Raw genomic sequence first — 26,101 nt, forward strand, 5'->3', positions numbered from 1 at the left:
CCCTGGATTGCCATTCCGCTGGTCTGGAACGGTTCGAGACTGATCGGACGGGTCTACCGGATGAGGTTGGTCTTGGCGAGGTCGAGGACCGCGTCACCGCGTCCATCCATCACCGCCCGCAGCACGTAGAGGCTGAACCCCTTCATCTGCTGCCCGTCGATCTTGGGCGGCATCGACAGCTCGTTGCGGGCCGTGCGGACGTCGAGGAGCGAGGGGCCGTCGAAGTCCAGGAACTCGCGCATGGCGCCCGGCAGGTCGGCCGGATCCTCGACCCGCAGGGCGAAGATCCCGGCGGCGCGCGACAGGGCGGCGAAGTCCGGGTTGTCGAGGGCGACCCCGGTCTCAAGGTACCCGGCCGCCTTCATCTCCAGCTCGACGAAGCCGAGCGTGCCGTTGTTGAACACCACCACCTTGAGGGGCAGGCGGTGCTGGCGCAGGGTCAGGAAGTCGCCCATGAGCATGGCGAAGCCGCCATCGCCGCAAAGCGCGATCACCTGCCGGTCGCGCTGGGACGCCTGCGCGCCGATGCCCTGCGAGAGGGCATTGGCCATCGATCCGTGCACCCACGAGCCGAGGAGTCGCCGCCGGCCGTTCATCGCGAGGTAGCGCGCCGCCCAGATCGTCGGCGTGCCGACATCCGCGGTGAACACGGCATCGTCCGCCGCCGCCTCGCTGATGGTGCGGGCGAGGTATTGCGGGTGCAGCGGACCACCCGGCTTGCCGGTCGCCAGCTCGTCCAGGCCGGCGCGGGCCTTGGCGTAGTGCTTCAGGCTGGCATCCAGGAAGGCGCGTTCGGCCTTCGGCTTGAGCCGCGGCAGCAGCGCCCGGAGCGTGGCGCCGACATCGCCCACGAGGCCGAGATCGATCCGACAGCGCCGGCCCAGCTCGGACGGGCGCAGATCGACCTGTGCGACCGTGGCGTCCTGCGGATAGAACTGCTTGTAGGGGAAGCCGGTGCCGAGCATCAGCAGGGTGTCGCAGGCCATCATGGCCGCGTAGCCCGACGGGAAACCGATCAGGCCGGTCATGCCGACGTCGTAGGGGTTGTCGAACTCGACGAACTCCTTGCCGCCCAGCGCGTGCACGATCGGGCTCTTCAGCGCCTCGGCGACCTGAAGCAGCTCGGAATGGGCGCCCGCGCAGCCACGGCCGCAGAGCAGGGTGATCCGCTTCCCGGCGTTGAGCATGGCAGCCAGGGCGTCGAGTTCCGGATCCGCGGGCCGGACCACCGGCTTGGCCGGGATCAACCCGGCGCGGGGCGCCAGGGAGCGCTTGGGCGCCTCGCGGAGCGCGACGTCGCCCGGGATGACGATGACCGCGACGCCCCCTTCCCCCACGGCGGCGCGGATCGCATTCTCCAGCACGAAGGGCATCTGCGCCGGGTCCGAGACCATCTCGCAGTAATGGCTGCAATCGCGGAACAGCTCGGTGGGCTTCGTCTCCTGGAAGTAGCCGGAGCCGATCTCCGCCGACGGGATATGGGCGGCGATCGCCAGGACCGGGCTGCGGCTGCGATGCGCGTCGTAGAGGCCGTTGATCAGGTGCAGGTTGCCCGGACCACAGGAACCGGCGCAGACGGCGAGCTGCCCGGTGACCTGCGCCTCGCCGGCCGCCGCGAAGGCCGCGGCTTCCTCGTGACGCGTATGGACCCAGCTGATCCGTCCGCGGGCCCGCAGCGCCTCGGTGATGCCGTTCAGGCTGTCCCCGACGACGCCGTAGACGCGGGAGACACCGGCCTCCTGAAGGGTTTCGGCGACGACGTCGGCGACGTTGCTGATGCGCATGGTCCGGCTCCGCGTTCGGGCATGATGCAGGGATGTGGCACCGGGATCACGGATGTCACCCCGTGCCGCCGGAGACCGGACCGCGATGGCGATGCCGGACCGCCGCTCCCGGGGCCGAACTGAAGACGCGGGGGGATGTTCCGCCGGGTCGGCGCGCGGGCAGCGGCGCCGGTTCGGCAAGCTGCGCGGCGCGACCCGGCTTCGGACGCACTGAGGCGATGGCCGGCGGGCGGCGCCACGCAGGGCGGATCACTCTTCCGGCCCGCTCCGCGGGCCGTCGCAGGTCGTTCAAGGAGCGGATCGGTTTCCGCCTCCGAGCGAGACCCCGACCCGGGGCCAAGCCGTCCCTCTGACGGCCGCGGCGCCGGCGCCCCGCCGAGACCGTGCGGCCGAGGCGCGTCCTAGCGCTTGGTCAGGCCGCCGAGCACGTTGCGCAGGATGGCGTTGCCGACCTCCCGCCCGACGCTGCGGGCCATGGACCGGGGCGCGTTGCCGACCACCTGCTCGGCGAGGCTCTGCGGCGGACGCCGGCCGCCCTTGGCCTTCGCGGGCGTCCCGAACACGCTTCCGAACAGACCGCCGAGCATCCCACCGAGCCCGCCCACGGAGGCGTCGCCGTCCGGCGACGCGTCGAGGTTCTTGCGTCTGGCGAGCATCTCGTAGGCGCTCTCGTTGTCGACGCTGGTGTCGTACTTGCCCCGCACGGGGCTCTGCGCGATCAGCACCGCCCGTTCCTGCGGTGTCAGCGGGCCGACACGTCCCTGCGGCGGCGCGATCAGCGCCCGCTCGACCAGGGATGGCGTGCCCTTCGGCTCCAGGAAGCTCACCAGCGCCTCTCCGACCCCCAGCTCGGTGATGGCCGTGGCCACGTCGAAGGCCGGGTTCTTCCGGAACGTCTCGGCCGCGGCACGGACGGCGCGCTGATCCCGCGGCGTGAACGCCCGCAGCGCGTGCTGGACGCGGTTACCGAGTTGCCCGAGCACGGTCTCGGGCACGTCGAGGGGATTCTGCGTCACGAAGTAGACGCCGACGCCCTTCGAGCGGATCAGGCGGACCACCTGTTCCACCGCCGCGAGGAGGGACTTCGGCGCGTCGTTGAACAGCAGGTGCGCCTCGTCGAAGAAGAAGACGAGCTTCGGCTTGTCGAGGTCCCCGACCTCCGGCAGCTGCTCGAACAGTTCCGAGAGCATCCAGAGCAGGAAAGAGGCGTAGAGCTTCGGCCGCTGCATCAGCTTGTCGGCGGCCAGGATGTTCACGAAGCCCCGACCGTCGCGGTCAGTGCGCATGAAATCGGCGAGGTCCAGCGCCGGTTCGCCGAAGAACGCGTCGGCACCCTGGTTCTCCAGGACCAGCAACTGGCGCTGGATCGCCCCCACCGAGGCCGACGACACGTTGCCGTAGCGGCCGGAAATGTCCTTCAGGTTCTCCGCGCAGAAGGTCAGCAGCGCGCGCAGATCCTTCAGGTCGATGACCGGCCACTGGTTCTCGTCCGCAACCCGGAAGGCGATGTTGAGCACGCCCTCCTGCGTGTCGTTGAGTTCGAGGAGGCGGCCGAGCAGCAACGGCCCCATCTCGGTCACCGTGCAGCGGATGGGATGGCCCTGCTCGCCGAACAGATCCCAGAACACCGTGGGGAAGCGGTCCGGCTCGTAGGTGAGGCCGAGTTCCTCGGCACGCTTGACGAAGGCGGGCTTGGCTTCCCCCGCAGCCGCGATGCCCGACAGATCGCCCTTGATGTCGGCCGCGAAGACCGGGACGCCGGCATTGGAGAAGCCCTCCGCCAGAACCTGGAGGGTAACGGTCTTTCCGGTCCCGGTGGCACCGGCAACCAGCCCGTGCCGGTTGGCGAGGCGCAGGGCCAGCACCTCCGGCTTGCCCGGGCCCGCGGGCTGAACGCTCTTGCCGACCAGGATCAAACCGTCGCCCATCGCCGTTGCCCCCGAGGCGCCAGGGTTCCGTTATGGACAAGGCGTCCCGACTTTTCCAGGGACGCGCCCGGCCGCTTGATTTCCGGCGCCTCAGAGTCGAAGGACGTCCCGAAGCGTTCCGAAGAGATCATCACCATGGAAGAATTGCTTGCCCGCGTCACCGCCCGCACCGGGCTCGATGCCGCGACGGCACAGACCGCAGTCGGACACATCCTGGCCTTCCTGCAGAAGGAGGGGCCGGCGACGGAAGTCGGTCAGCTGCTCGCCGCGCTGCCGGGTTCCGAGACGCTGATCACCGACGCGAATGCCGGCGACGGCGGCGGTGGCGGCCTGATGGGCATGCTCGGCGGCATGATGGGCGGCGGCGGCGTCATGGCGCTCGGCCAGAAGCTGATGTCGGCCGGCGTGCCGATGGGCCAGATGCAGCCCCTCGGTCAGGAGCTGTTCGCCTACGGTCGCGAGAAGGTCGGCGAGGACGCGATGGGCCCGATCATCGGCTCGATCCCGGGGCTCAACCAGTTCGTCTGATCCACCGCTGCGGTGTGCGCCGGCGCACCGCATTCGGGCAGCGCCTGGACAATCGTAAAAAAGTGGTTTCGCGGCGAAAGCTTGGCGGAACCTGTCCACGCGATGCCCGTTATTCAGGATGTGGTACGGAACGCTGCCTTCGGCGGTATCCGGGACCGCACTCAAGCAGGCCGGCCATGCCCGTCTTCGACTCCAAGAATCTGGACTGCGCGTTCGAGGGGCAGGCGCTCCTGGCGTCGATACTCCACCCGACCCGGGCGGCCCAGACCCGCGCCCTGCGGCACGGGCGGCGTCGCGCCGAGCGCGCAGCCGCGATGGCCGATCCCATGACGATCGAGTCGCGCTTCCCGCTCACCCCCGACGTGCTCGCGCAGACGGCCTGCTCGACCCGCTGACGGCGTCGTCCGCCGCTGGAGAGCCCGGCTACCAGGGTTGCGGCGTGACGAGGCCCTGACGGGTCACCACCACCCACTCACGTCCGCGCCGCTCGACGGACTCGACGCGGCCGACGCCCGGCACGACGTCGCCTGGACCGACCTCGACGAGACGATGCCGCCGGTTCTCCAGGATCGCCGCGCCCTCGAAGATGTCGCGCAGCGCCCAACCGTCGATCACCGGCGCCTTCTCCGCTGCGGCGGATTTCGGTCGCACGTCGGCCGGCTTGGCGTCGGCCATCTTCACGTCGCTCGCCCGGAATTCGCTGGACTTGGTCTCGGGGCCCTTGATCTCGGGGCCCTTGGCCTCGGAGATTCTGGCTTCCTGCAGCTTGGCGTCCGGAACCCTGGCTTCAGAGACCTTGGCGTCGATGCTCTTCGCTTCGGCATTCCGGGTCGCGTCGGCGAGGCTCCCCGTCTGCGTGGGCTCCCCGCGGGCGGCTTGCGTGGCGGCCGCCGGGGCGCGGCGGTCGAGCTGGGCGGCGAGGGTGGCGATCCGCGCATTCTGTTCGCGCTCGACCTGCTCGAAGCGCTCGCCGAGGGCGGCGGTCTTGGCGTTCAGAGTCTTGTCGAGCTGGGCGAGGCGCTCACCGAGGGCGCTGCTGCGGGTGCCGGCCTCCTTGCGCGCCGTGTCGGTGGACGCCCTCAGGTCGGCGAGGACCTGATGAAGCTGCGCGATGTCGCTGCCGAGGCGGGCGGTCTCGGTCCGGCCGGCATCGAGCGTGGTGGTGAGGGCCATGACAGCGTCGTTGGACGGCGCCGATCTGGTGAGCGCCATGACGCCGCCGCCCAGCAGGGCGCCGACTGCCAGGGCCGCGCCCGGGATGGCGAGACGGTGCCGGTCGAGACGCGGAAGCGGCGGGAGCGCGAAGCGCCTCGCGGCCGGCGAGGCCTTCGCCGCGGTGTCGGTCGCGGGCTTCGGATCCGTCGTACCGGTCACCGCAGCCTTCAGCAGGTCGACCGCGGATACGGCCTGCTTGGCTTCGATCTTCGTCATCGCCCCGAACTCCGCACGCAGGATGTCGCTGCAAGCGTTCGTTAAGGACGTTTGTTTACGAAACCCTTACCGCGGGTTCGCCGCTCAAGCCGCCAGGCCCCGCTTCTTGAGCAGCGGCGCGAGGCTCGGCATCCGCCCGCGGAAGGCCGTGTAGGCCTCCCGGGCGTCGCGCAGGTTCCCGGCGCCGTACACGAAGGTGCGCAGGCGCTTGGCCGTCTCCGGATCGAAGATGTCGCCGGCCTCGCGGAAGGCGTCGAACGCGTCGGCGTCGAGCACCTCGGACCAGAGATAGCTGTAATAGCCGGCCGCGTAGCCATCGCCCGAGAAGATGTGGGCGAAGTGCGGGGTCCGGTGCCGCATGCTGATCTCGGCCGGCATGCTGATCCGCCGCAGCGCTTCGGCCTCGAAGGCCGGCACGTCGAGGCCGGCCTCACCCTCGGCGGACAGATGCAGCGTCATGTCGACAATCGCCGAGGCGGTGTACTCCACGGTCGCGAAGCCCTGGTTGAAGGTGCGCGCCGCCAGGAGCTTGTGCAGGAGCGCGTCGGGCATCGCCGCGCCGGTCTGGTGGTGCCGCGCGTGCGTGCGCAGGACCTCCGGCTGCTCGAGCCAGTGCTCGTAGAGCTGCGACGGCAATTCCACGAAGTCGCGCGAGACGGCCGTGCCCGACAGGATCGGGTAGGTCACGTCCGACAGGAGGCCGTGCAGGGCGTGGCCGAACTCGTGGAAGAGGGTCCGGGCGTCGTCGAACGACAGCAGCGTGCTCTCGCCGGCGGGCGCCTTGGCGAAGTTCATCACGTTGACGATGATCGGGGTGATCGGCCCGTTCAGGCGTTCCTGCGAGCGGAACGCGCTCATCCAGGCGCCCGACCGCTTCGAGGCGCGGGCGAAGTAGTCGCCGAGGAACAGCCCGATCTCGGACCCGTCCGGATTGGCGACACGCCAGACCCGCACGTCGGGGTGGTAGCGGGGGACGTCGGACAGCTCCTCGAAGGTCAGCCCGAACAGCCGCGTGGCCGTGTCGAAGGCCGCCTGGATCATCCGCTCCAAGGGCAGGTACGCCTTGATCTCGCTCTCGTCGAGGTCGTGCTCGGCGCGCCGGACCTTCTCGGCGTAGTGCCGCCAGTCATGGGCCTGGAGGTCGAAGTCGTGGCCCTCCGCCCGGATCGTCGCCTGGAGGCGGTCGCGCTCGTCGGCCGCGCGCGCGCGGGCCGGCGTCCAGACGTCGCGCAGCAATCCGGTGGCGGCCTCGGGGCTCGCCGCCATCGTGTCGTCCAGGGCGAAATGCGCGAAGCTCTCGTAGCCGAGGAGCCGCGCCCGCTCGGCGCGGAGGCTGACGATCTCGGCGCTGACGGCGCGGTTGTCGGTCTCGCCCCCGGTCTCGCCGCGGCGCGTCCAGGCCGCGTAGGCGCGCGCACGCAGGTCGCGGCGGGTGGAGAAGACCAGGAACGGCTCGATCAGGGAGCGCGACAGGGTGATCACGTGGCCGTCGAGCCCGCGCTCCCGCGCGGCGCTGGCCGCGGCGGCGCGCAGGAACGGCGGCAGGCCGGCGAGGTCGTCCTCGGATTCGAGCGGCAGCGTGAAGCTGCTCTCATCGGCCAGCAGGTTCTGGCTGAAGCGGGTGCCGAGTTCCGACATCCGCGCGGCGATCTCGGCGATGCGGGCCTTGTCGTCCGCGCCCAGATCGGCCCCGGAGCGACGAAAGCGGATGCGGTAGCGGTCGAGGACCCGCCGCTGCTCCGGGTCCAGTCCCTCGGCCTCGACGGCCGAGATGCGCGCCCAGAGTTGCGGGTTGAGATAGATGGCGCTGCCGTGCCGGGCGAGCTTCGGGCCGATCTCCCGCTCGATCGCCTGCAGGTCAGGGTTCGTGTGGCTGCCGGTCAGGTTGTAGAAGACGCCGGCCACCCGATCGAGGGCGATGCCGGCCCGCTCCATCGCGGCCACCGTGTTGTCGAAGGTCGCGGGGGCCGGATCGGCCGCGATGGCCCGGATCTCCGCAGCGTGTGCCGCGAGCGCCGCGTCGAAGGCCGGCCCGTAATGCGCGGGCCTGATCCGCTCGAACGGCGGCAGGCCGAACGGCGTCGTCCACTGTGCCTCGTGGAAGGGATTGTCCTGCGGCAGGCTCTGGAGCCCTGCATCTGCTGAATCCGGCATGCGATCCTCGACATTCGTTCGTACGACGGCCATTGCCGTCCGCAGAGGGCCCGACGCCCAGGCGTCGATGGCCGCGATCCGAGAGACAGTGGTTGGTTCGGCGCGTCCGTCAACCGCTCGGCGTCGATCCGAACGGCGTCTCGGCCGTTAGCTAGGGCCAACGCCCACGCTTCGAGGCTCCATGCCGGGATGTCGCCTGCCCTACCTTCGTCCGTTGACGGCGCTCGCCTGCGGTGCGCTGGCCCTCGGCTGCACGGTGCCGTCGCGCACGTCGAGCGCGGCGGAAGCGCCGGTCGCCACCGTGCCGGTTCCGCCGCCGGTGCCGCCCGTGCGGCCGGACGCGCTGAAGCCCCCGGCCGTCGCGGAACCCGCGCCCGCGGCACCGGCCGCGCCCGGCAAGGGATCGGGGGCGGACGGCGTCGTGGAACAGGGCAAGCCGGAGATGCCGACGCCGCCCCCGGTTCCACCCGGCCGGCCCGCCGAATTGTCCGGTCCAGGCGCGCTGGCGCTCAAGGTCGTGCCCCCCGACGACACCGCCTGCCGGATCCGGCTCAAACGCCTCGGTGCGGAGTTCGAAGAGCTGTCTCCGATCGCCGAGGGCCAGTGCACCGCGCCCCTCCCCCTGAAGGTCACGAAGCTCGCGGACGGCATCGCGCTGCCCCAGGGGGCGACGCTCACCTGCCGGGCGGCCGAGGCCCTGGCGCGCTGGGTCACCGAGGCTCAGGTCGAGGCCGAGCGGGTGCTCAAGCACCCCCTGACCGGGCTGGAACTCGGCGGCACCTACGTGTGCCGGGGCCAGAACCACGATATCGATGCCAAGCTCAGCGAGCACGCCTTCGCGAACGCCATCGACGTCATGGGCTTCGCGTTCGGCGGCCGGGCGAGCATGCCGGTCAAGGTGTTCCCGGAGCAGTCCGACGAGGCGCAGTTCCTCGGTTCGGTGCGATCGAAGGCCTGCGGTTTCTTCCGCACGGTGCTGGGTCCGGGCACGAACGCCGCGCACGCCAATCACCTCCACCTCGACGAGCGCGAGCGTACGGCGGGGCACCGCCTCTGCGAATGAGCCGACGTGGAACGTTCCGGGCGGCTCGATGCTTTTGCGACCGGAGTGCGACCGCTCCCGGAGGCGACGACGTCGATGAACCCGACACCCTGGCGGCTGGCAAGCGTGGCGCTCCTGGCGGGCGGCATCTCGGCGCAGGCCCTGGCGGCACCCGACAGATCCGCGCCCCGGGACACGGCCAAGTCCGAGGCCTTGACGGCGGACGCCGTCAACGCCGCGACCTTCACGCCCCCGCAATCGGGCAAGGCCGATGCGAAGACGCGCAGGTCCAAGTCGCGGGACGCTAAGAACCGGGCCGCGAAGACCGATCCGCTGATCCTGAAGGCGCAGGTGCTGCTCGACCGGGCCCGCTTCTATCCCGGTGCCATCGACGGCCGGAAAGGCGAGAACTACCAGCACGCCCTGTCGGCCTTCGCGGTGGCGCAGGGCCTTCCGGCGACGACGGACCTCACCCAGGAGGTCTGGGACAAGCTCCAGGCCACGAGCGACAAGCCGGTCATGACGGACTACACGCTCACGGACGCGGACGCCTCGGGCCCCTACGTCGACCGGATCCCGCCCAAGATGGAGGAGCAGGCCGAGCTCAAGGCGCTCAGCTACACCAATCCCCGGGAGATGCTGGCCGAGCGGTTCCACATGAGCCGCGACCTCGTCAGCGCGCTCAATCCCGGCAAGCCGCTCGACAAGGCCGGAACCACGATTGCCGTGGCCGCGGTCGATCCGATGACCCTGGACAAGCCCAAGGGCAAGGAGCTTCCGCAGGATCCCAAGGTGGAGCGGATCGAGGTCGACAAGGGCAGCCGCGACGTGCGTGCCTACGGCGCCGATGACAAGCTGATCAGCTACTACCCCGCCTCGATCGGGAGTTCCGAGAAACCCGCGCCGAGCGGCGACACCAAGGTCAAGGGCATCGCCTTCGACCCGGACTACACCTACAATCCCAAATACGCATTCAAGGGCGTGAAAGCGCAGCACAAATTCTCGATTCAGGCGGGGCCGAACAATCCCGTCGGTCTCGTCTGGATCGATCTCGCCATCCCGAGCTACGGCATCCACGGCACCCCGGAGCCCGAGAAGGTGGGGAAGACCGAGTCCCACGGCTGCATCCGCCTGACCAACTGGAACGTGCGCGACCTCGCGATGCACGTGGCCCGCGGGGCCAAGGTCAGCTTCAAGGACGACTGACCGGCCGCGTCGGGATGCGACACGGTCAAAAATGTATCATCGGTTAACATCCCGGGCTCGAAAGGCCGCGGAACGACCCGAGAACGCTTGACACGTTGCGCATTACGGGCGACGCCAAAGGTCATCTCGCGGGCCACCCGTCGAGGCTGAACCGGTATTTCCGGGCGCGGCTCATGCGGCCCGCGCGGCGCGACCAACTGCACGGCAAGATCCCCGGCGACGGGGGCGTTCGAAGGGAAGACGGCCCGGCGTGACTGCTGACCCCAACGATGACGTCCTCAACGGCATCCGCGTACTCGTCGTGGAGGATGAGGCAGCGATCTCGATGCTCCTCGAGGACATGCTCCTCGATTTCGGCTGCGCCGTCGTGGGACCGGCCGCGCGCCTGTCGTTGGCTCTCGAGATGGCGTCGCAGGAGGCTTTCGAGGTCGCGATCCTGGACGTGAACGTCGCGGGCGAACCGATCTACCCGGTGGCCGAGGCGATCGCCAAGCGCGACCTGCCCTTGGTCTTCTCGACGGGCTACGGCGGCGCGGGCATCCGTGAGCCGTTCCGCGACAGGCCGGTCGTCCAGAAGCCCTTCAGTCAGGCCGACCTGAAGCGGACGCTGATCGGTGCCATCCGAGCCGTGCGCACCTGACGGACGCCGGGGCCGCGCGGAACGCCCGGCACCGTCACAGCCCTTCGATCACGAAGGCGTCGGCGACGTGGGCCGGCCATTCCCGCAGGCCGACGAACACGGCATCCGCCCGAAACGTCATGCCCGCGCACCAGGCGTTGCGACCGATCCAGGCCCGGACGGCACGGGAGAAGCGGCGCCGCTTGGCGGCGTCGATGGCCTCCCGGGCATCCTCCCGCCGGGGCCGCGCCTTCACCTCCACGAACGCGATCGTGCTCCAGCGCCGGACGATCAGGTCGATCTCGCCACCGGCGATGCTGACGCGACGGCCGATCGGCCAGTAACCCTTGAGCATCAGCGCCGCCAGCGCCAGCCACTCGGCGCGATGACCGCGCCGGTAGGCCGCCCTGCGCCGCGCAACCCGGTCGGGCAGCGGGCCGGTCAAGCGTCGCCCCGCGCCAGCACCAGCGCCCGCGCATAGACGAGGCGGCGCGGCTGCCCGGTCTCGTCGGCCACGAGGCTGGCGGCATCCTTGATGGAGTGGCGTTCGAGGGCGGTCCGGACCAGGGCGTCCAGGGTGGCGTCGCTGTCGGCGGTGCGCTCCGGCGTCGTGGCCGCACCGATGATGACGACGATCTCGCCCTTCGGCGGGCCCTCCTCGGCGAAGCGCGCGCTCAGCGACCCCAGCGTGTCCCGGCGGACGGTCTCGTAGAACTTCGTCAGTTCGCGGGTCACGGCAGCGGGACGGTCGGCGCCGAGGACGGCGGCGGCGTCCGCCAGCATCTCCGGGAGACGATGCGGCGACTCGAACAGGACCAGCGTGCCCGGGACCGGCACCAGCGCCTCCAGCCGGTTGCGCCGCGCCCCCGCCTTCTGGGGCAGGAACCCTTCGAAGAAGAAGCGGTCCGTCGGCAGACCCGCGGCGACCAGGGCGGTCATGACGGCGGACGGACCGGGGACCGGCGTGATCGCGATGCCGGCTTCGATGGCGGCCTGAACGAGCTTGTAGCCGGGATCGGAGACCAGCGGCGTGCCGGCATCCGAAACCAGGGCCAGGGCCTCGCCGGCGCGCAGGCGGCCGACCATGCGCTCGCGCACCGCGTCGTTGGAATGCTCATGGTAGGCCAGCAGCGGCGTCGTGATGCCGTAATGCGCCAGAAGCGTGCGGGTCACGCGCGTGTCCTCGGCGAGCACCGCGTCCGCCGCCGCGAGGGTCGCCAGCGCGCGGATGGTGATGTCGCGCAGGTTGCCGATCGGCGTCGCCACGATGTGCAGGCCGGGCGGGAGCGGCTCGGCCTCGCTCGCCAGCCCGAAGGCCGTGAACGTCTGGGTCCTGGGCCGGTCGCCGCTCGGCCTGTGGGATGGGGCTTTCGTCGGGGAAGCGGCCCCCGGGGCATCGAATCGTCGGGTCATCGTCGACCATGTTGCCACACTGGCCGCCCTTCGTCGCGGCGAGACGTACCCGAACGTGGGCAAGTCCCGGTCGGCGCGTTTACATTTCCGAGGGCCGCGGTCAGGCTCGCCCCGCCTGCACGAGGGAGTCCGCGCGATGGCGCGTCCGATCGGCGCGCGGGATGGTCGCCCGCGCGTCACTGCCCTGACCGTCGCGCTCTGCGTCGCGCTGCCGCTCCTCGGCGGCTGCCTCGGCACCGATATCGGCCGACGCCGTACGGCACCGCAGGCCGCGCTCACGCCGCCCGCCGAGGTGCCGCAGGCGCCCCAGGCGGCGTCGCCCGCCGAGGCCCCGACGCCGGCCGCCTCCGGTGCGCAGCGGCGCATCGGTGCCGGCGCGGTGAAGGTCGCCCTGGTGCTGCCGCTGAGCGGACAGGGAGCCGCGGTCGGCGCCGCCATGCGCAACGCGGCCGAACTCGCATTCGAGGAGGCGCAGCAGCCGGACCTGACCATCCTGGTGGAGGATGACCGGAGCAGCCCGGACGGCGCCCGGGATGCCGCGCAGGAGGCCGTGCGGCAGGGAGCCGAGATCATTCTCGGCCCCGTCTTCGCCGGCAACGTGCAGGCTGCCTCCACGGTGGCGAGGACGGCGGGCAAGCCGGTCATCGGCTTCTCCACGGATGCGACCGTGGCGGCCCGCAACGTCTACCTCCTGAGCTTCCTGCCGCAGGCGGAGGTCAACCGGGTGGTCGAGGAATCCGTTGCCGCAGGCAAGCGCTCCTTCGCGGCACTGATCCCGGACACGGCCTACGGCAACGCGGTCGAGGCGGAGTTCCGCGAGGTCGTGGCGCGGCGGGGCGCCCGGGTCGCGGCCGTCGAGCGGTATCCGGCCGGTGCGCCGGGTCCCGCCGTGGAGCGGCTGTCGCGGGTCATCACCGGTCCCGGGGCGACCGCCGACGCGCTGTTCATCCCGGAGACCGCGGAGGGCCTGCCGGCCGTCGCCACGGCCCTGACCCGGGCCGGCTTCTCGCCGGACCGGGTCCGCCCGATCGGGACGGCGCTGTGGAACGAGCCCGCCCTGTTCGCGCTGCCGGTCCTCCAGGGGGGCCGGTTCGCGGCACCGGACCGGAGCGGGTTCTCGAATTTCAGCGGGCGCTACCAAGCCCGCTTCGGCAGCGTCCCGCCGCGCGTGGCCTCCCTCGCCTACGACGCCGTGATGCTCACCGCCGCGCTGGCGCGGCAATACGGCTCACAGCGATTCGTCGAGGCAACCCTGACGAACGGATCGGGATTCGCCGGTATCGACGGCACCTTCCGGTTCCGGTCGGACGGGCAGAGCGAGCGGAATCTGGCCGTCTACGAGATCCGCAACAACGCCGCGACCGTGGCGAGCGCGGCTCCGCGGCTCCTGTCGAAACCCGCGATCTGAGGACGCGATCCGAGCCCGCGCTCCGAGCCCGCGATCCGATCAGGCGGCCAGCTCGGCCACGAGGGCATTGAGGACCGGCGCCCCCCGTGGCGTCGCGGCGATGCGGCCGCCGGGCCGCCGCTCCAGCAGGCCGTCGGCCACCAGCACGCCGATGCGGTTGCCGTTCAGCGGACGTCCCTTCAGGGCCGCGTACCGTGCCGGATCGATGCCCTCCATGAGGCGCAGGCCCATCACGAGGAATTCGTCGGCCTGATCGGGCGCCGACAGCGCTTCGGTCTCGACGATGCCGTGACCGTCGCGCTCGACCCGGGCGAGCCATGCCTCCGGCGACCGCTCGACGACGGTGCCGATCCGGCCGGCCGCGGTGACGAGCCGCCCATGCGCGCCGGGACCGATCCCGGCATACTCGCCGTAGCGCCAGTACAGGAGGTTGTGGCGCGACTCCGCCCCGGGCCGCGCGTGGTTCGATATCTCGTAGGCCGGCAGGCCGGCGCGCCCGCACAGCTCCTGCGTCACGTCGTAGAGGGCGCGACCGGTATCGTCGTCGGGGATCACCAGCTTGCCGGCGGCCGCCAGCCCGTGGAACGGCGTGCCGGGCTCGATCGTGAGCTGGTACAGGGAGAGGTGTTCCGCGGCATGCGTCAGCGCCGCGCCGAGTTCCGCCCGCCACATCTCGGGGGTCTGCCCCGACCGCGCGTAGATCAGGTCGAAGGACGTTCGCGCGAAGACGGCCTGCGCGACGCGGATGGCATCGAGTGCCTGGGCGACGTCGTGCAGCCGGCCCAACGCCCTCAGCGACGCGTCGTCGAGGGCCTGCACGCCGAGGGAGACCCGGTTGACCCCGGCGGCGCGGTAACCGTGGAAACGACCGGCCTCGACGCTGGACGGGTTGGCCTCCAGCGTGATCTCCGCATCCGGCGCCACGCTCCACCGGTCCGCCACCGCGTCGAGCAGGCCCGCGACCGTCGCCGGCCGCATCAGCGACGGGGTGCCGCCCCCGAGGAAGATGCTGGTGACGATCCGCCCGGGGGTCCGGCCGGCGAAATGCGCGATCTCGGACCGGAAGGCGTCGAGGAAGCGCGGCTCGTCGATGCCTCCGTGCCGGACGTGGCTGTTGAAGTCGCAGTACGGGCACTTCGCGGCGCAGAAGGGCCAGTGCAGGTAGACCCCGAAGCCCGCGTCGCGGGTGGGATGGTCGGGGCCGGGCAAGCTCATGATGGGTCGGATGTGAGGCCGCGCGGCCGGTTTGGCAATCAGGCGCCGGGCGGGAGGCAGGCCCGGCTCAGATCCACGAAGGCGCGCGCCCGGTGCGACAGCCCCTCGCCCTTCTGCCAGTCGACGCCGTGCTTCTCGTCCGCGCTCATCTCGCCGAAGGTCCGCTCGTGTCCCTCGGGGCGGAAGATCGGGTCGTAGCCGAAGCCGGCCGAGCCCCTCGCCGCCACGAGGTCGCCGAACACCCGGCCCTCGAACAGCTCCGTGTGGCCGTCCGGCCAGGCGAGCACCAGCGCCGAGACGAAGTGCGCCCGGCGGCTGTGGGCCCCGCGCCGCTCCAGCTCGTGGAAGATGCGCGCCATGGCGCCGTCGAAATCCTTGGCCGGACCGGCCCAGCGGGCCGAGAAGATGCCGGGCGCGCCGTCCAGCGCGTCCACGCACAGGCCGGAATCGTCCGCGAAGGCCGGCAGGCCGGTGGCGTCGGCGGCGGCCCGCGCCTTGATGGCGGCGTTCTCGGCGAACATCGTGCCGGTCTCCTCCGGCTCCGGCAGGCCGAGTTCCCCGGCGGAGACCGCCTCGATCCCGAAGGGTGCCAGCAATTCGCGCATCTCGGTGAGCTTGCCGGCGTTGTGGGTGGCGATCACCACCTTGCCGGTGAGGCGGCGGCTCACGCGATCGCCTCCTTCTGCAGGGCGACCAGCCGGTCGGTACCGGCGCGGGCGAGCCGCAGCAGCTCCAGGAGCTGTCCCTCCGAGAACGGCTCCATCTCGGCGGTGCCCTGGACCTCGACGATGCCGCCCCGGCCGGTGAGCACGAAGTTGGCGTCGGTCTCGGCGGCCGAGTCCTCGGCGTAGTCGAGGTCGAGGACGGCCGTCCCCTTGTAGAGCCCGCACGAGACCGCCGCGACGTGGTCGCGCAGCGGGTCGACCGAGATGATCGAGCGCGTGCGCATCCAGGCGAAGCAGTCGTGCAGCGCCACCCAGGCGCCGGTGATGGCGGCGGTCCGGGTGCCGCCGTCGGCCTGGATCACGTCGCAGTCGACCGTGATCTGCCGCTCGCCGATCGCCGGCAGGTTGGTGACGGCGCGGAGCGAGCGGCCGATCAGCCGCTGGATCTCCTGCGTCCGCCCCGAGGGCTTGCCGGAACCGACCTCGCGCCGGGTGCGTTCGTGCGTCGCACGCGGCAGCATGGCGTACTCGGCCGTGACCCAGCCCTTGCCCGAACCGCGCAGCCAGGGGGGCCCGCGCTCTTCCAGGGATGCGGTACAGAGCACCCGGGTGTTGCCGAAGCTCACGAGGCACGAGCCCTCCGCGTAGCGCGAGACCGCGCGCTCCAGGCTCACGGGCCGCAACTCGTCGGCGGCACGCTTGGAAGGCCGCATCGCGGGCCCTTTCTGTCGAGGAAGTCGAGGGCCGGGCTCTTAGGCCGCCGCGCCACGGCGAGCAAGCATCTCCGTGCGGATTGATCCGCGCGGGTCGGTTAGCCATGATCGGACCACAGGATGACCGCGTGACAGACCCGAACCTTCGAGTGACCAACGGCCAGTCCATGCAGGCCCTCGCCGCGCTCAACGAGCGGGCGCGCGAGATCTTCCGGCAGATCGTCGAGAGCTACCTCACGACGGGGGAGCCCGTCGGCTCGCGAAACCTCGCCCGCATTCTGCCGATGGCGCTGTCGCCGGCCTCGATCCGCAACGTGATGGCGGATCTCGAGCATTCCGGCCTGATCTTCGCGCCCCACACCTCGGCGGGGCGGCTGCCCACCGAGCTGGGCCTGCGGTTCTTCGTGGACGCGATGCTCGAGCTCGGAGACGTCAGCCAGGACGAGCAGGGTCGCATCGAGGCGCAGATGCGCGCCGCCGCGTCCGGCCACACCTTCGAGTCGGCGCTCGCCGAGGCGTCGACGATGCTGTCGGGCGTCTCCCGCGGCGCCGGCGTGGTGCTGACCACCAAGGCGAACGTCAACCTGAAGCACATCGAGTTCGTCCGCCTCGATGCGGCCCGCGCCCTGGTGATCCTGGTCTCGGACGACGGCTCCGTGGAGAACCGGCTGGTGGACCTGCCGCCGGGCCTGCCGGCCGGAGCGCTCCAGGAGGCCACGAACTTCCTCAACTCCCGGCTTCATGGCCGCACCCTCGGCTCGCTTCGCGCGGAGATCGAAGCCGGCCGCAAGGCGATGAAGCGCGAGCTCGACGCGATCACCGAGCGGCTGGTGGATGCCGGGCTGGCCACCCCGGTCGGACCGACGGAAGCGCGGCAGCTGATCGTGCGCGGTCAGGCCAACCTGCTCGACGACCTGCGCGCCGTGGAGGATCTCGAACGCATCCGGCTGCTGTTCAACGACCTGGAGACCCAGAAGGACGTCATCGACCTGCTCGCGCGCGCCGAGGGCGGCGAGGGCGTGCGGATCTTCATCGGTTCGGAGAACAAGCTGTTCTCGCTCTCGGGCTCGTCGCTGATTGCGGCCCCCTTCCGCGACGGGTCGCAGACCATCGTCGGCGTCGTCGGCGTGATCGGGCCGACCCGCCTGAACTACGCGCGCATCGTGCCGATGGTCGATTATACGGCCCGCGTCGTGTCGAAGCTCCTCGACGGAGGCCGGTGAGAGGCGCCGGGCAGGCGCGAACCTGCCCGGCTTGACCGAGGGGAACGCTCAGGCGGGGATCACGTCCACGATCTCGTAGGTGTCGGGATCGATGATCACGATGTCGTCGCGCACGAGGATGAACTCGTAGCCCTCGTATTCCGGGACGATCGACACGATGGCCGGCGGCAGCCGGTGCAGCGTCACCGAGCGCGGGATCGCGGTGCCGACCGCCAGCCCGAAGGCCACGTCCCTCAGGGGCGAGACGCCCAGGCGGGTGACTGAGCTGCGAAACTCGGTGCGCTGCCGGGTGTCGAGCCTGCCGACCGCGCCGCGGACGGAACCGCCCTCGCGGACACCCCCACGACCGCCCCGCTCGCCGGCCGGACCGCGGCCACCCTGGTTCGGACCGGCGCCATCCCGGCCGCCACGATCCCCCCGGTCGCCCCGGTCACCCCGGTCGCCACGGTCGCCGGCTCCGGGATTGGCGCCCGCGCCCGGACGTTCCGGGGCCCCATTGCGCTCGGCTGCGCCGCCGGGACGGCCGGGCCCTTCGGCTCCGCGGCCGGCCGGGGCTCCCGGCTCGGCGCCGCCCGGTCCCCGCATCGCACCGCCGCCTTCGGCACCGCCGGCGCCGCCCCGCATGCCGCCGCCAGCACCACCCGGTCCCGCGCCGCCCACTCCCGCGCCGCCGCCGGCGGCCGGCCCGGCACCGCCCGCTCCGCCGCCGGGGCCGCCTCCTGCGCCGCCCGCGCCGCCGCCGGGTCCGCCCTGCGCGAACGCCGTCGCCGCCCCGGCCACCACGATCACGGCCGCCACCGTGTCCCTCAGAATCCGCTTCATGGCCTGTCCTCCCGCCGCTGAGGGCGCGCCGTCGACGCCCGCGTCCGGCCGCAACGACCCCTCGTGCCAAACCGTTCCTTCCGGTGGGGGACAGGCGGGACGTGACACGGCATCGCCCTGTCCTCGGCAAAGACCCATCACGGACTTGCGATCAGGATCGTCACCTGTAACGTCGCGCCGCACGAAGAAGAGTCCGGCGCGGGCCGGCACAAAGATTGATCGACGGAGACGCCATGTCCGCTTCGAGAGACGATACCATCGGTATCGCACCGGGCGCCCTCGACGACGCCGCGGACCGGAAGCGCCGCATCTGGGCGATCGTCGGCTCGTCCTCGGGCAACCTCGTCGAGTGGTACGACTTCTACTGCTACGCCTTCTTCGCCCTGTACTTCGCGCCCGCGTTCTTCCCGAAGGGCGATTCCACCAGCCAGCTTCTCCAGACCGCCGGCATCTTCGCGGTGGGCTTCTTCATGCGGCCGATCGGTGGCTGGCTGTTCGGGCGCATCGCCGACCGGGTCGGACGCCGGACCTCGATGGTCATCTCGGTGCTGATGATGTGCTTCGGTTCGCTGCTGATCGGCATCCTGCCGACCTACGAGCATGTCGGCACCCTGGCACCGGTGCTGTTGCTGCTGGCCCGCATGCTCCAGGGCCTGTCGGTGGGCGGCGAGTACGGCACCTCCGCGACCTACATGAGCGAGGTGGCGATCAAAGGGCAGCGCGGCTTCTTCGCCTCGTTCCAGTACGTCACGCTGATTGGCGGCCAGCTCCTCGCGTCCCTGGTCCTGGTGCTGCTGCAGACGGTGATGACCGGTCCGGAGCTGACGGCCTGGGGCTGGCGCATTCCGTTCTTCATCGGCGCCGGCCTGGCGATCGTCGCGCTCTACCTCCGGCGCTCGCTGGCGGAGACCCGAGACAGCAGCGACAAGGAGACCGCCGGAACCTTCTCCGCGCTGGCCAAGCACTGGCGGGCGTTCCTGGTCGTGATCGCCTACACGGCCGGGGGCTCGCTCAGCTTCTACACCTTTACGACCTACATGCAGAAGTACCTCGTCAACACCGCCGGCATGCCGAAGACCTCGGCATCCCAGACGATGACGGTGGTGCTGTTCGTCTACATGATCATCCAGCCGCTCTTCGGCGCGCTCTCCGACAGGATCGGCCGCAAGGCCAACATGCTGCTCTACAGCGGGCTCGGCACGCTCATGGTCGTGCCGCTGATGACCGCGCTGGGGACCAACAAGGACCCCTACCTCGCCTTCGCGCTGATCACGCTGGGGCTCGCCGTGGTGTCGTTCTACACGGGCATCAGCGGCATCGTGAAAGCCGAGCTGTTCCCCACCAACGTGCGCGCCCTGGGCGTCGGCCTGTCCTACGCGCTGGCCAACGCCACCTTCGGCGGCACCGCGGAGTTCGTGGCCCTGTGGTTCAAGGACAACGGCATGGAGAGCACGTTCTTCTGGTACGTGACCGTGCTGATGGCGATCGCCTTCGTGGCCTCGCTGATCATGCCGAACCCCAAGGTCCACGGCTATCTCGACGGCGCCGGCACCGTCGAGGAGGCGCTCGGCAAGAAGCCGCGCCTCGCCCACGCCTGATCGGGGAGCCGGACGTCCGGAGCGGTCCGGCTCCTTCCGCCAACTGACATTCCGCCGGGCGCCGGACGTCCGCGGGGAACCCACGCCCGGGAGGACACGATGCGCACGTTCGCTGCTGCCGGAGCCCTGGCTCTCCTGGGTCTCGCTGCGGCCTGCCCCGGACACGCGGACGACACCGCGCCGTTCAGACCGACGCAGCCCGCCGGCTACTTCTTCGTCGGCGGGCACTACCAGGCGGCCAAGGACAAGACCGTCGCGGCCGGGCAGATGTTCGTCGAATACCGCGCGCCCGCGCAGATCACGCAACCCTACCCGATCGTCCTCGTCCACGGCACCGCGCAGACCGGGACCAACTTCCTCGGTACGCCCGACGGCCGGCCGGGTTGGGCGGACCGCTTCGCGGCCAAGGGTTTCGCCACCTACGTGATCGATCAGGTGGGACGCGGTCGCGCGGGCGGAGACGCGGAGGCCTACGGTCCCTATGCCCGCCTTCCGGTCGAGGATCTCGAGACCGTCTTCACCGGGCAGGAGCGGTCCACGCTGTATCCGCAGGCCAAGCTGCACACGCAGTGGCCGGGCGGACCGGGCGTGCGCGGCAACGCCGCCTTCGACCAGTTCTACCTGTCGCAGGTCCCCTACATCGCGAGCGCCCTGAAGAGCGAGGAACTGGTCGATCCGGCGCTGATCGCGCTCCTGGAAAAGATCGGGCCCGCGATCCTGCTCACCCATTCCCAGGCCGGCGTCTTCGGCTGGGCCGTGTCGGACCAGAGGCCCGACCTCGTGAAGGCCCACGTCGCGGTCGAGCCCAACGGTCCGACCTTCTACGACATCCGATTCAAGGGCGGGACGGACTGGTACGAGCGCGTGAGCGAGGCCCGCGCACGGCCTTACGGCATCACCCGGGTTCCCCTGCATTTCGAGCCGCCCGTGAGCAGCCCCGCCGACCTCACCGTCGTCCAGGCCGACACCCCGGCCCGGCCGGACCAGATCCGCTGCTGGCTCCAGGCGGCCCCGGCCCGGACGCTCCCGAACCTCGCCAAGGTGCCGGCCGTGATCGTGACCGCGGAGGCATCGTTCCGCGCGACGATGGACGACTGCACGGCCGCCTTCCTCACGCAGGCCGGGGCAAAGCCGGACCGGCTGGCCCTCGCCGAGCACGGCATCCGCGGCAACGGCCACATGATGATGCTGGAATCGAACAGCGATCAGGTGGCTGACGCGATCATCGGCTGGATCGAGCAGCGGACGCGCTGACCGGCCGCGACGCGCGCGCCGCGTTTAACCCGCCGCTAACCCCGTCCCGGCGAGGGTCCGCCGGTCATCCAGCGAGGGTTTGCAGCGAGGGTTTGCATGACGGACATGACCGATACCGTGGGCATCGCGGGCGATCGCATCCGCTCGATCATCGAGCGCGTGGAGCGGCTGGAGGAAGAGATCAAGGACCTGATGGAGGCCAAGAAGGAGGTCCTCGCCGAGGCGAAGGGCGAGGGCCTGGACGTCAAGGTTCTCAAGGAGATCCTGAAGATCCGCAAGCAGGACAAGGACGAGCGGGACGAGCAGGAGACGCTGCTCGACGTGTACCTGCGCGCGATGGATGCCCCCACCCCGGCCCCGATGGCCGCGGCCGCCTGAGGGCCCGATCGCGGTGACGATCGCGCAGCCGAACTTCGGCGGAGGAGAGACCCAGGTCCCTCCCCCGCGGGGCCGCCCCGATCCTCAGCGTCGCGCGTCCGCGCCCAGGTAGGCGGCGATGTTGCGCCGGATCCGGTCGAGGGGATCCTCGGCGGGATCCGGCAGCACGAAGCGTTCACCGGTGATGGTCTCGTAGGCGCGGATATAGACGGCCGCCGTCTCCAGCACGATTTCGGCCGGGATCTCGGGGATCGGATCCGTATAGGGATCGCACCGGGCCACCACCCAATTGCGCACGAAATCCTTGTCGAAGCTCTCCGGCGCCGCCCCGGCGGCAAAGCGCTCGGGGAAGCTCTGGGCGAACCAGTAGCGGCTGCTGTCGGGCGTGTGGATCTCGTCGGCGAGGACGATGCGGCCCTGACCGTCGGTGCCGAACTCGTATTTCGTGTCCGCCAGGATCAGCCCGCGCTCGGCGGCCAGCGACTGGCCGCGGGCGAAGAGCGCCAGCGCCGCCTCGGAAACCGTCCGCCACTGATCCGGCGTGAGCAGACCGCGCTCCAGGATCTCGCCCTCGGTCAGGGGCTCGTCATGGCCGCCGTCGAACGCCTTCGTGGTCGGCGTGATGATGGCCTGCGGCAGGCGCGCATTCGGCTGCAATCCATCCGGGAAGCGGTGTCCGTACATCGCCCGCTCGCCGGCGCGGTAGCGCGTCAGGATCGACGTGGAGGTCGTGCCCGCGAGGTAGCCCCGCACCACGACCTCGACGGGGAGGATCTCCAGGCGCTGGCCGACGACGACGTTCGGGTCGGGATAGGCGATCACGTGGTTCGGGCAGATGTCGGCCGTCCTCTCGAACCAGTAGCGCGCCGTCTGCGTGAGGACCTGTCCCTTGAAGGGGATCGCCGCGAGGGCGCGATCGAAGGCGCTGATCCGGTCGGAGGTGATCAGCACGCGCCGTCCGTCCGGCAGGTCGTAATTGTCCCGGACCTTGCCGCGATAATGGTTCGGCAACTCGGGCAAAGTCGCCTCGCTCAGGACTTGGTGCGCGTGCGGAGCGAGGTCGGCCGGGTTCATCGGAGCTTCCCGTCAGGCTGCGCGGCGATCCCGCCGCGATCCCTGTGTGCGCGGACGGACGGGAGATTTCCAGTCCCAGGCCCCCGGCCTCGCCCGCGCGCGGGGCCGGGCTTACCGCCCGCAGCTCGGCGACCGGCCCGATCCATCCTCACCTGCCGTCGGACCACGGCGCACCGCGTCGAGCGACGACGCGGCCGCCGCGCCGGGGCCGGCGACCGGCCGGATATCGACCTCGGCCGCGGGCGATGGCTCTGGTCGCGATCGATCGCCGGCCCTATCCTAGTCCGCCAGAGCGTGTGGTGAGGGTGTTGGTGGCCGCGAGGACGCGCGACGCCGCCGGACAGCCGAGGCGCGATGATCGAATCCACGCACCAGCCGGGCAGGCATCCATTCCTGCGCAAGCTCGACAGCATCGCCCTGTTCAAACCGACCGACGAGGAGCGCGCGGCCCTGCACGCCCTGCCCATGCAGATGGCGACCGTCGAGGCCTACCAGGACATCGTGCGTGAGGGTGACCGTCCGTCCCGGTGCTTCGCCCTGCTGGACGGTATAGCCTGCACGTACAAATCGACCCGGGCCGGCAAGCGGCAGGTCATGAGCTACCACGTTCCCGGCGACATCCCGGACTTCCAGAGCCTCCACCTGGAAGTCCTGGACGTCAGCATCGCCACCATCAGTCCGTGCCGCCTCGGCTTCGTGCAGCACGAGGCGGCGCGCGCATTGCTCCGGGCGCACCCGCGGCTCAACGACCTCTTCTGGCGGGGGACCCTGATCGACGCCGCCATCGTGCGGGAGTGGATGCTCAATACGGGCCGGCGCGACGCGTATGCCCGCATGGCCCATCTGTTCTGCGAGCTGGTGACGCGCCTCGGCGCGGTCGGGCTCGCGCCGGACCGGAGCTGCGAGTTGCCGATGACGCAGCCGGAGCTCGCGGACGCCCTCGGGATTACACCGGTTCACGTCAACCGGACCATCCGGGATCTGAAGGCCGCGGGCCTGATCACCCTGCGCAGCCGGCGCCTCTCCGTCGACGACTGGGACGGCCTGAAATCGGCCGCCGAGTTCGATCCGACGTATCTGCATCTTCGCGACCAGGATGCGCCGTAGCCGGTCCGCGTCGCGGCGTCATCCGCGTCGACCGTCAGCTCAGCCGGCGGCGCCGCTCCGTGAGTTCCTGCGCGGCGAGCCTGCGCCCGATCTGGTTCAGGAGTGCCTCGGCACGCGACGTCAGCTCACGGTCGTTCAGTGCGCCCAGCGTCTGATAGGCCGCGATCGCCGCCGCGGCGGCCTGATCCAGCGACGAGGTAGAGCGATCCGACCCCGTGTCGGAGAGTCCGTCGCCGTCGCGGTTCGCACGAAGGCGGGTGATGTCCACGATGATGCCGCGGCCGCTGACTGGTTGGCCGCGGTGATTACAGAAGAACCGGCCGCGGGTGAGCACCCAGCGCGTGACGCCGTCCGCGGAGCGGACGCGGTACTCGAAAAGATAGGGTCTGCCCTCCTGGGCGTCCTTCCGGAACGCCGCCAGCACCTGCCGTCGATCCGCCGGGTGGATGCTGGCGACGTACGCGGCGACCGGCAGACCGACCTCGGCGTCGACCGGATCGACATTGAAAAGATGCGCCACATAGGTATCGGCGAACGCGCGATCGGACGCGGCGTCCCACGACCACGCTCCGATCTCGTCGCGGGAGTCGCGCGCATACCGGAGCGTGTTACCGAGGTGCCAGCCGCCGGGCGCGTTCAGTTTCGGCATGGGATGTCGAGCCGGTTGAACAAAAGCTGATCCACGTTATAGTGAAATCAGGTCTCCGCAAGAAAGATTCGGATTGAGATCGCTGCGGTGGCCGCGCGACCGGTACCATTCTACGCCCCGACACGAGACCGTCGCCCACCGTCGAATCTCAGCCGGCAGAGGTTCGGCGCTCCACGCAAAGGATCGTGGCAAAACCTCTAAATGGATGATGCGCTTCGACTGATCGAAGCGCTATTCAACGTCTCCTGAATGCGAGAACCGTGTTGACGCGGAGGCGTGGATGACAAATCTCGCGCAGCTCGAACTCTTCTATTGGGAGGCCCGGGACATCGTGTCACGCGCCGAGACCGACATGCTCCGCCTCGAGCGGGACGGCGCGCGCGAGGGTCATCTGTTGATGGCCGCGCAGATCCTGGCGGCGGTCAGGCATCTGAGCCGCATCATCGAGCACCACTGCCATCACCCCGAGCGCGCGACGCTGCCCCTGCCCGCGACGGCGGGCCGGCCGGCTGCCCGCAAGCGCGTCTGGTGGATCGTGCCGTTGCGGCCAGGACGGGGGTATTCAGGCAACTGGACATCCCGCCCGTCGGATCTCCCCGTTGGCGGACAAACCGGCGGAGCCGAGACTACGCTCCGATCGGGCCGGTGATGGTGCCGTGATGCCCTCGGGGCGCGGCAACGTCAGGCTCGCAACTTGGCTAGTCGCGCCGCTGCTCTTCTGCGCGCCCTTCAATGCGTTTGGCGAGCGACACCCCCCGCCCTCCCACCAAGCCGCCGAGATCGAAGCCTTGGTCAACCGGGCGGCCGAGGCTCTGGAGCAACAGGGTTCCGCGGCCTTCTCGGCCTTCCGGAGGAAAGGCAGCGGGTGGCGCTACGGCGATGTCTACCTGTTCGTCGTCGACATGCAGGGCATCGTGCTTCTCAATGCCGCCCGCCCGAACCGCGAAGGACGGGATCTGCTCGACGAGCGCGACGCCGATGGAAAACGGTTTCACAGGGACTTCGTCGACGTGGTCAGACGCTTCGGATCCGGCTGGGTCGACTACATGTTTCCCAAGCCTGGCGAGGCTGCCGCAGCCGTGAAGTGGAGTTACGTTTGCGGCACGCGCGTCGACGGCGTCGAGGCGCTGGTGGGCGCCGGCGTCTACGTCGATGGGCGCTGAGACCGCCGTGCACGACCGCGGCAGGCGGTACCCGCCAGGACGGCGAGCCTTCTCACCGATGGCTTGTTCTCTGCATCTGGTTCGACGAGCGCCGCGTCGAAAGCGTCATGCTCGCGCCACGAACAGTATCGGATCGTAGCAACGCAGGCACGGAAGCGGTTTTCCATTCGCCGCCGCATCGCGCCGCCCGCGCGGTTCCATGGACGGTCGGTACCGCCGATGATCTCAGCCGGGAAGCTGGGTGCGGGCCAGCGGGGTCGATCAGACGACAAGCCCTCGGGGGACGGAGCCGCGCTGGACGCGACACAGCGAACCCGATACCGCGGATTGGAGAGGCGCTAGGCCTCGGTCCGCTGTCAGGAGGCGGATGGTGCCCAGGGACGGAGTCGAACCGCCGACACTGCGATTTTCAGTCGCATGCTCTACCAACTGAGCTACCTGGGCGTCGCCCGCGCCGCTGTCGGCCTCGGACGCCGCGGGGTATAGTGAAGGCTGCGCGGCCTGTCCAGCCTTGCCGTGACACCGGCGTGACCGAACGGCCGGAAAAATCGTCAGGCGTCCGGATCCGGCTCGCGGGGCGGCTCATCGGAGTCGAGCTCCTCGGGTATGGCGTAACGCTCGTTCAACCAGCGCCCCAGGTCGACGTCAGCGCAGCGCTGAGAGCAGAACGGCCGGAATTCCGCCGACTCGGGCCGTCGGCAGATCGGACAGGCGGGACGCATCGCGC

Annotated in this window: 26 protein-coding genes and 1 tRNA gene; 13 read left to right on the plus strand and 14 right to left on the minus strand. The window is 70.5% G+C overall.

Annotated features, from left to right (window positions below; all coding sequences use genetic code 11):
* Positions 1–53: 53 nt before the first annotated feature.
* Together poxB and MKK82_RS02975 are read right to left on the minus strand one after the other, a co-directional pair.
* Entirely contained in the window at positions 54–1,784 is a 1,731-nt protein-coding gene (poxB, locus tag MKK82_RS02970; protein WP_238289130.1) for a ubiquinone-dependent pyruvate dehydrogenase, read from the minus strand.
* A 401-nt stretch (positions 1,785–2,185) separates the two neighbouring features.
* Complete coding sequence (locus tag MKK82_RS02975) at positions 2,186–3,712, minus strand: helicase HerA-like domain-containing protein (protein WP_243984622.1); 1,527 nt, start codon at positions 3,710–3,712, stop codon at positions 2,186–2,188.
* A gap of 135 nt (positions 3,713–3,847) precedes the next feature.
* Here MKK82_RS02975 and MKK82_RS02980 point away from each other — a divergent pair, with 135 nt between their 5' ends.
* Complete coding sequence (locus MKK82_RS02980) at positions 3,848–4,240, plus strand: DUF2267 domain-containing protein (RefSeq protein ID WP_238289126.1); 393 nt, start codon at positions 3,848–3,850, stop codon at positions 4,238–4,240.
* 176 nt (positions 4,241–4,416) lie between these two features.
* On the plus strand, positions 4,417–4,635 hold the full coding sequence (locus MKK82_RS02985; RefSeq protein ID WP_238289124.1) for a hypothetical protein: 219 nt from the start codon (positions 4,417–4,419) through the stop codon (positions 4,633–4,635).
* A 28-nt stretch (positions 4,636–4,663) separates the two neighbouring features.
* Here the strand turns inward: MKK82_RS02985 and MKK82_RS02990 are convergent, their stop codons facing one another.
* Together MKK82_RS02990 and MKK82_RS02995 are read right to left on the minus strand one after the other, a co-directional pair.
* Entirely contained in the window at positions 4,664–5,671 is a 1,008-nt protein-coding gene (locus MKK82_RS02990; RefSeq protein ID WP_238289122.1) for a hypothetical protein, read from the minus strand.
* Positions 5,672–5,755: 84 nt separating this feature from the next.
* Positions 5,756–7,825: a M3 family metallopeptidase gene (locus MKK82_RS02995; protein WP_243984624.1), complete on the minus strand. Its 2,070-nt coding sequence runs from the start codon at positions 7,823–7,825 to the stop codon at positions 5,756–5,758.
* 181 nt (positions 7,826–8,006) lie between these two features.
* Here MKK82_RS02995 and MKK82_RS03000 point away from each other — a divergent pair, with 181 nt between their 5' ends.
* From MKK82_RS03000 to MKK82_RS03010, 3 genes are all read left to right on the plus strand, one after another.
* Positions 8,007–8,888, plus strand: a complete 882-nt coding sequence (locus tag MKK82_RS03000) for an extensin family protein (RefSeq protein WP_238289119.1) — start codon at positions 8,007–8,009, stop codon at positions 8,886–8,888.
* A 75-nt stretch (positions 8,889–8,963) separates the two neighbouring features.
* Complete coding sequence (locus tag MKK82_RS03005) at positions 8,964–10,073, plus strand: L,D-transpeptidase (protein WP_243984626.1); 1,110 nt, start codon at positions 8,964–8,966, stop codon at positions 10,071–10,073.
* Between the two features lie 250 nt (positions 10,074–10,323).
* Positions 10,324–10,713, plus strand: a complete 390-nt coding sequence (locus tag MKK82_RS03010; protein WP_243984628.1) for a response regulator — start codon at positions 10,324–10,326, stop codon at positions 10,711–10,713.
* Positions 10,714–10,747: 34 nt separating this feature from the next.
* Here the strand turns inward: MKK82_RS03010 and MKK82_RS03015 are convergent, their stop codons facing one another.
* Together MKK82_RS03015 and rsmI are read right to left on the minus strand one after the other, a co-directional pair.
* The gene (locus MKK82_RS03015) at positions 10,748–11,137 is read right to left on the minus strand and encodes a YraN family protein (RefSeq protein ID WP_238289110.1); all 390 of its coding nucleotides are present in this window, start codon (positions 11,135–11,137) and stop codon (positions 10,748–10,750) included.
* Entirely contained in the window at positions 11,134–12,105 is a 972-nt protein-coding gene (gene rsmI / locus MKK82_RS03020) for a 16S rRNA (cytidine(1402)-2'-O)-methyltransferase (protein ID WP_238289108.1), read from the minus strand. Before rsmI ends, MKK82_RS03015 begins: the two co-directional genes overlap by 4 nt.
* Positions 12,106–12,241: 136 nt before the next feature.
* On the opposite strand from rsmI, the gene MKK82_RS03025 reads away from it, so the two are divergent.
* Positions 12,242–13,513, plus strand: a complete 1,272-nt coding sequence (locus MKK82_RS03025) for a penicillin-binding protein activator (RefSeq protein WP_238289106.1) — start codon at positions 12,242–12,244, stop codon at positions 13,511–13,513.
* 39 nt (positions 13,514–13,552) lie between these two features.
* On the opposite strand, the gene hemW is transcribed toward MKK82_RS03025, so the two are convergent.
* From hemW to rph, 3 genes are read right to left on the minus strand one after another with little or no spacing between them, the layout of a single operon-like run.
* The gene (gene hemW / locus MKK82_RS03030) at positions 13,553–14,728 is read right to left on the minus strand and encodes a radical SAM family heme chaperone HemW (RefSeq protein WP_238289104.1); all 1,176 of its coding nucleotides are present in this window, start codon (positions 14,726–14,728) and stop codon (positions 13,553–13,555) included.
* A 38-nt stretch (positions 14,729–14,766) separates the two neighbouring features.
* Positions 14,767–15,396, minus strand: a complete 630-nt coding sequence (gene rdgB, locus MKK82_RS03035) for an RdgB/HAM1 family non-canonical purine NTP pyrophosphatase (protein ID WP_238289101.1) — start codon at positions 15,394–15,396, stop codon at positions 14,767–14,769.
* A complete protein-coding gene (gene rph / locus MKK82_RS03040) occupies positions 15,393–16,106 on the minus strand; it encodes a ribonuclease PH (RefSeq protein WP_238289100.1) in 714 nt (237 codons plus the stop codon). Before rph ends, rdgB begins: the two co-directional genes overlap by 4 nt.
* A gap of 167 nt (positions 16,107–16,273) precedes the next feature.
* Here rph and hrcA point away from each other — a divergent pair, with 167 nt between their 5' ends.
* On the plus strand, positions 16,274–17,329 hold the full coding sequence (gene hrcA, locus MKK82_RS03045; RefSeq protein ID WP_238289280.1) for a heat-inducible transcriptional repressor HrcA: 1,056 nt from the start codon (positions 16,274–16,276) through the stop codon (positions 17,327–17,329).
* 48 nt (positions 17,330–17,377) lie between these two features.
* Here the strand turns inward: hrcA and MKK82_RS03050 are convergent, their stop codons facing one another.
* Complete coding sequence (locus tag MKK82_RS03050) at positions 17,378–18,151, minus strand: DUF1236 domain-containing protein (RefSeq protein ID WP_238289098.1); 774 nt, start codon at positions 18,149–18,151, stop codon at positions 17,378–17,380.
* A 233-nt stretch (positions 18,152–18,384) separates the two neighbouring features.
* On the opposite strand from MKK82_RS03050, the gene MKK82_RS03055 reads away from it, so the two are divergent.
* The 3 genes from MKK82_RS03055 to MKK82_RS03065 all read left to right on the plus strand — a co-directional run bounded on the left by MKK82_RS03055 (position 18,385) and on the right by MKK82_RS03065 (position 21,381).
* A complete protein-coding gene (locus MKK82_RS03055; RefSeq protein WP_238289095.1) occupies positions 18,385–19,749 on the plus strand; it encodes an MFS family transporter in 1,365 nt (454 codons plus the stop codon).
* 99 nt (positions 19,750–19,848) lie between these two features.
* A complete protein-coding gene (locus MKK82_RS03060; RefSeq protein ID WP_238289094.1) occupies positions 19,849–21,003 on the plus strand; it encodes an alpha/beta hydrolase in 1,155 nt (384 codons plus the stop codon).
* A 96-nt stretch (positions 21,004–21,099) separates the two neighbouring features.
* On the plus strand, positions 21,100–21,381 hold the full coding sequence (locus tag MKK82_RS03065) for a DUF2312 domain-containing protein (protein ID WP_238289092.1): 282 nt from the start codon (positions 21,100–21,102) through the stop codon (positions 21,379–21,381).
* Positions 21,382–21,465: 84 nt separating this feature from the next.
* Here MKK82_RS03065 and MKK82_RS03070 read toward each other — a convergent pair whose 3' ends face one another.
* Positions 21,466–22,455, minus strand: coding sequence for a phosphoribosylaminoimidazolesuccinocarboxamide synthase (locus tag MKK82_RS03070; RefSeq protein ID WP_238289090.1), 990 nt, complete (start codon positions 22,453–22,455; stop codon positions 21,466–21,468).
* 354 nt (positions 22,456–22,809) lie between these two features.
* On the opposite strand from MKK82_RS03070, the gene MKK82_RS03075 reads away from it, so the two are divergent.
* Entirely contained in the window at positions 22,810–23,562 is a 753-nt protein-coding gene (locus MKK82_RS03075) for a Crp/Fnr family transcriptional regulator (protein WP_238289089.1), read from the plus strand.
* Between the two features lie 34 nt (positions 23,563–23,596).
* Here the strand turns inward: MKK82_RS03075 and MKK82_RS03080 are convergent, their stop codons facing one another.
* On the minus strand, positions 23,597–24,211 hold the full coding sequence (locus tag MKK82_RS03080; RefSeq protein ID WP_238289087.1) for a PAS domain-containing protein: 615 nt from the start codon (positions 24,209–24,211) through the stop codon (positions 23,597–23,599).
* Between the two features lie 280 nt (positions 24,212–24,491).
* On the opposite strand from MKK82_RS03080, the gene MKK82_RS03085 reads away from it, so the two are divergent.
* Positions 24,492–24,860, plus strand: a complete 369-nt coding sequence (locus tag MKK82_RS03085; RefSeq protein WP_238289085.1) for a hypothetical protein — start codon at positions 24,492–24,494, stop codon at positions 24,858–24,860.
* A 10-nt stretch (positions 24,861–24,870) separates the two neighbouring features.
* Positions 24,871–25,374 (plus strand): cache domain-containing protein, encoded by a 504-nt coding sequence (locus tag MKK82_RS03090; protein WP_243984629.1) that lies wholly within the window; start codon positions 24,871–24,873, stop codon positions 25,372–25,374.
* 368 nt (positions 25,375–25,742) lie between these two features.
* Here the strand turns inward: MKK82_RS03090 and MKK82_RS03095 are convergent.
* Together MKK82_RS03095 and MKK82_RS03100 are read right to left on the minus strand one after the other, a co-directional pair.
* A tRNA-Phe gene (locus MKK82_RS03095) sits at positions 25,743–25,818 on the minus strand.
* A 107-nt stretch (positions 25,819–25,925) separates the two neighbouring features.
* A complete protein-coding gene (locus MKK82_RS03100) occupies positions 25,926–26,096 on the minus strand; it encodes a DNA gyrase inhibitor YacG (RefSeq protein WP_238289278.1) in 171 nt (56 codons plus the stop codon).
* Positions 26,097–26,101: the final 5 nt, after the last annotated feature.

It is taken from the genome of Methylobacterium sp. E-046 (genome assembly GCF_022829625.1).
Taxonomy (GTDB): domain Bacteria; phylum Pseudomonadota; class Alphaproteobacteria; order Rhizobiales; family Beijerinckiaceae; genus Methylobacterium; species Methylobacterium longum.

Bases quoted from the DNA above. Each gene is read 5' to 3' on its own strand.
- poxB (WP_238289130.1), bottom strand. From the start codon at position 1,784: ATGCGCATCAGCAACGTCGCCGACGTCGTCGCCGAAACCCTTCAGGAG.
- MKK82_RS02975 (WP_243984622.1), bottom strand. From the start codon at position 3,712: ATGGGCGACGGTTTGATCCTGGTCGGCAAGAGCGTTCAGCCCGCGGGC.
- MKK82_RS02980 (WP_238289126.1), top strand. From the start codon at position 3,848: ATGGAAGAATTGCTTGCCCGCGTCACCGCCCGCACCGGGCTCGATGCC.
- MKK82_RS02985 (WP_238289124.1), top strand. From the start codon at position 4,417: ATGCCCGTCTTCGACTCCAAGAATCTGGACTGCGCGTTCGAGGGGCAG.
- MKK82_RS02990 (WP_238289122.1), bottom strand. From the start codon at position 5,671: ATGACGAAGATCGAAGCCAAGCAGGCCGTATCCGCGGTCGACCTGCTG.
- MKK82_RS02995 (WP_243984624.1), bottom strand. From the start codon at position 7,825: ATGCCGGATTCAGCAGATGCAGGGCTCCAGAGCCTGCCGCAGGACAAT.
- MKK82_RS03000 (WP_238289119.1), top strand. From the start codon at position 8,007: ATGCCGGGATGTCGCCTGCCCTACCTTCGTCCGTTGACGGCGCTCGCC.
- MKK82_RS03005 (WP_243984626.1), top strand. From the start codon at position 8,964: ATGAACCCGACACCCTGGCGGCTGGCAAGCGTGGCGCTCCTGGCGGGC.
- rsmI (WP_238289108.1), bottom strand. From the start codon at position 12,105: ATGACCCGACGATTCGATGCCCCGGGGGCCGCTTCCCCGACGAAAGCC.
- MKK82_RS03025 (WP_238289106.1), top strand. From the start codon at position 12,242: ATGGCGCGTCCGATCGGCGCGCGGGATGGTCGCCCGCGCGTCACTGCC.
- hemW (WP_238289104.1), bottom strand. From the start codon at position 14,728: ATGAGCTTGCCCGGCCCCGACCATCCCACCCGCGACGCGGGCTTCGGG.
- rph (WP_238289100.1), bottom strand. From the start codon at position 16,106: ATGCGGCCTTCCAAGCGTGCCGCCGACGAGTTGCGGCCCGTGAGCCTG.
- hrcA (WP_238289280.1), top strand. From the start codon at position 16,274: ATGCAGGCCCTCGCCGCGCTCAACGAGCGGGCGCGCGAGATCTTCCGG.
- MKK82_RS03050 (WP_238289098.1), bottom strand. From the start codon at position 18,151: ATGAAGCGGATTCTGAGGGACACGGTGGCGGCCGTGATCGTGGTGGCC.
- MKK82_RS03055 (WP_238289095.1), top strand. From the start codon at position 18,385: ATGTCCGCTTCGAGAGACGATACCATCGGTATCGCACCGGGCGCCCTC.
- MKK82_RS03060 (WP_238289094.1), top strand. From the start codon at position 19,849: ATGCGCACGTTCGCTGCTGCCGGAGCCCTGGCTCTCCTGGGTCTCGCT.
- MKK82_RS03065 (WP_238289092.1), top strand. From the start codon at position 21,100: ATGACGGACATGACCGATACCGTGGGCATCGCGGGCGATCGCATCCGC.
- MKK82_RS03070 (WP_238289090.1), bottom strand. From the start codon at position 22,455: ATGAACCCGGCCGACCTCGCTCCGCACGCGCACCAAGTCCTGAGCGAG.
- MKK82_RS03075 (WP_238289089.1), top strand. From the start codon at position 22,810: ATGATCGAATCCACGCACCAGCCGGGCAGGCATCCATTCCTGCGCAAG.
- MKK82_RS03080 (WP_238289087.1), bottom strand. From the start codon at position 24,211: ATGCCGAAACTGAACGCGCCCGGCGGCTGGCACCTCGGTAACACGCTC.
- MKK82_RS03085 (WP_238289085.1), top strand. From the start codon at position 24,492: ATGACAAATCTCGCGCAGCTCGAACTCTTCTATTGGGAGGCCCGGGAC.
- MKK82_RS03090 (WP_243984629.1), top strand. From the start codon at position 24,871: ATGCCCTCGGGGCGCGGCAACGTCAGGCTCGCAACTTGGCTAGTCGCG.
- MKK82_RS03100 (WP_238289278.1), bottom strand. From the start codon at position 26,096: ATGCGTCCCGCCTGTCCGATCTGCCGACGGCCCGAGTCGGCGGAATTC.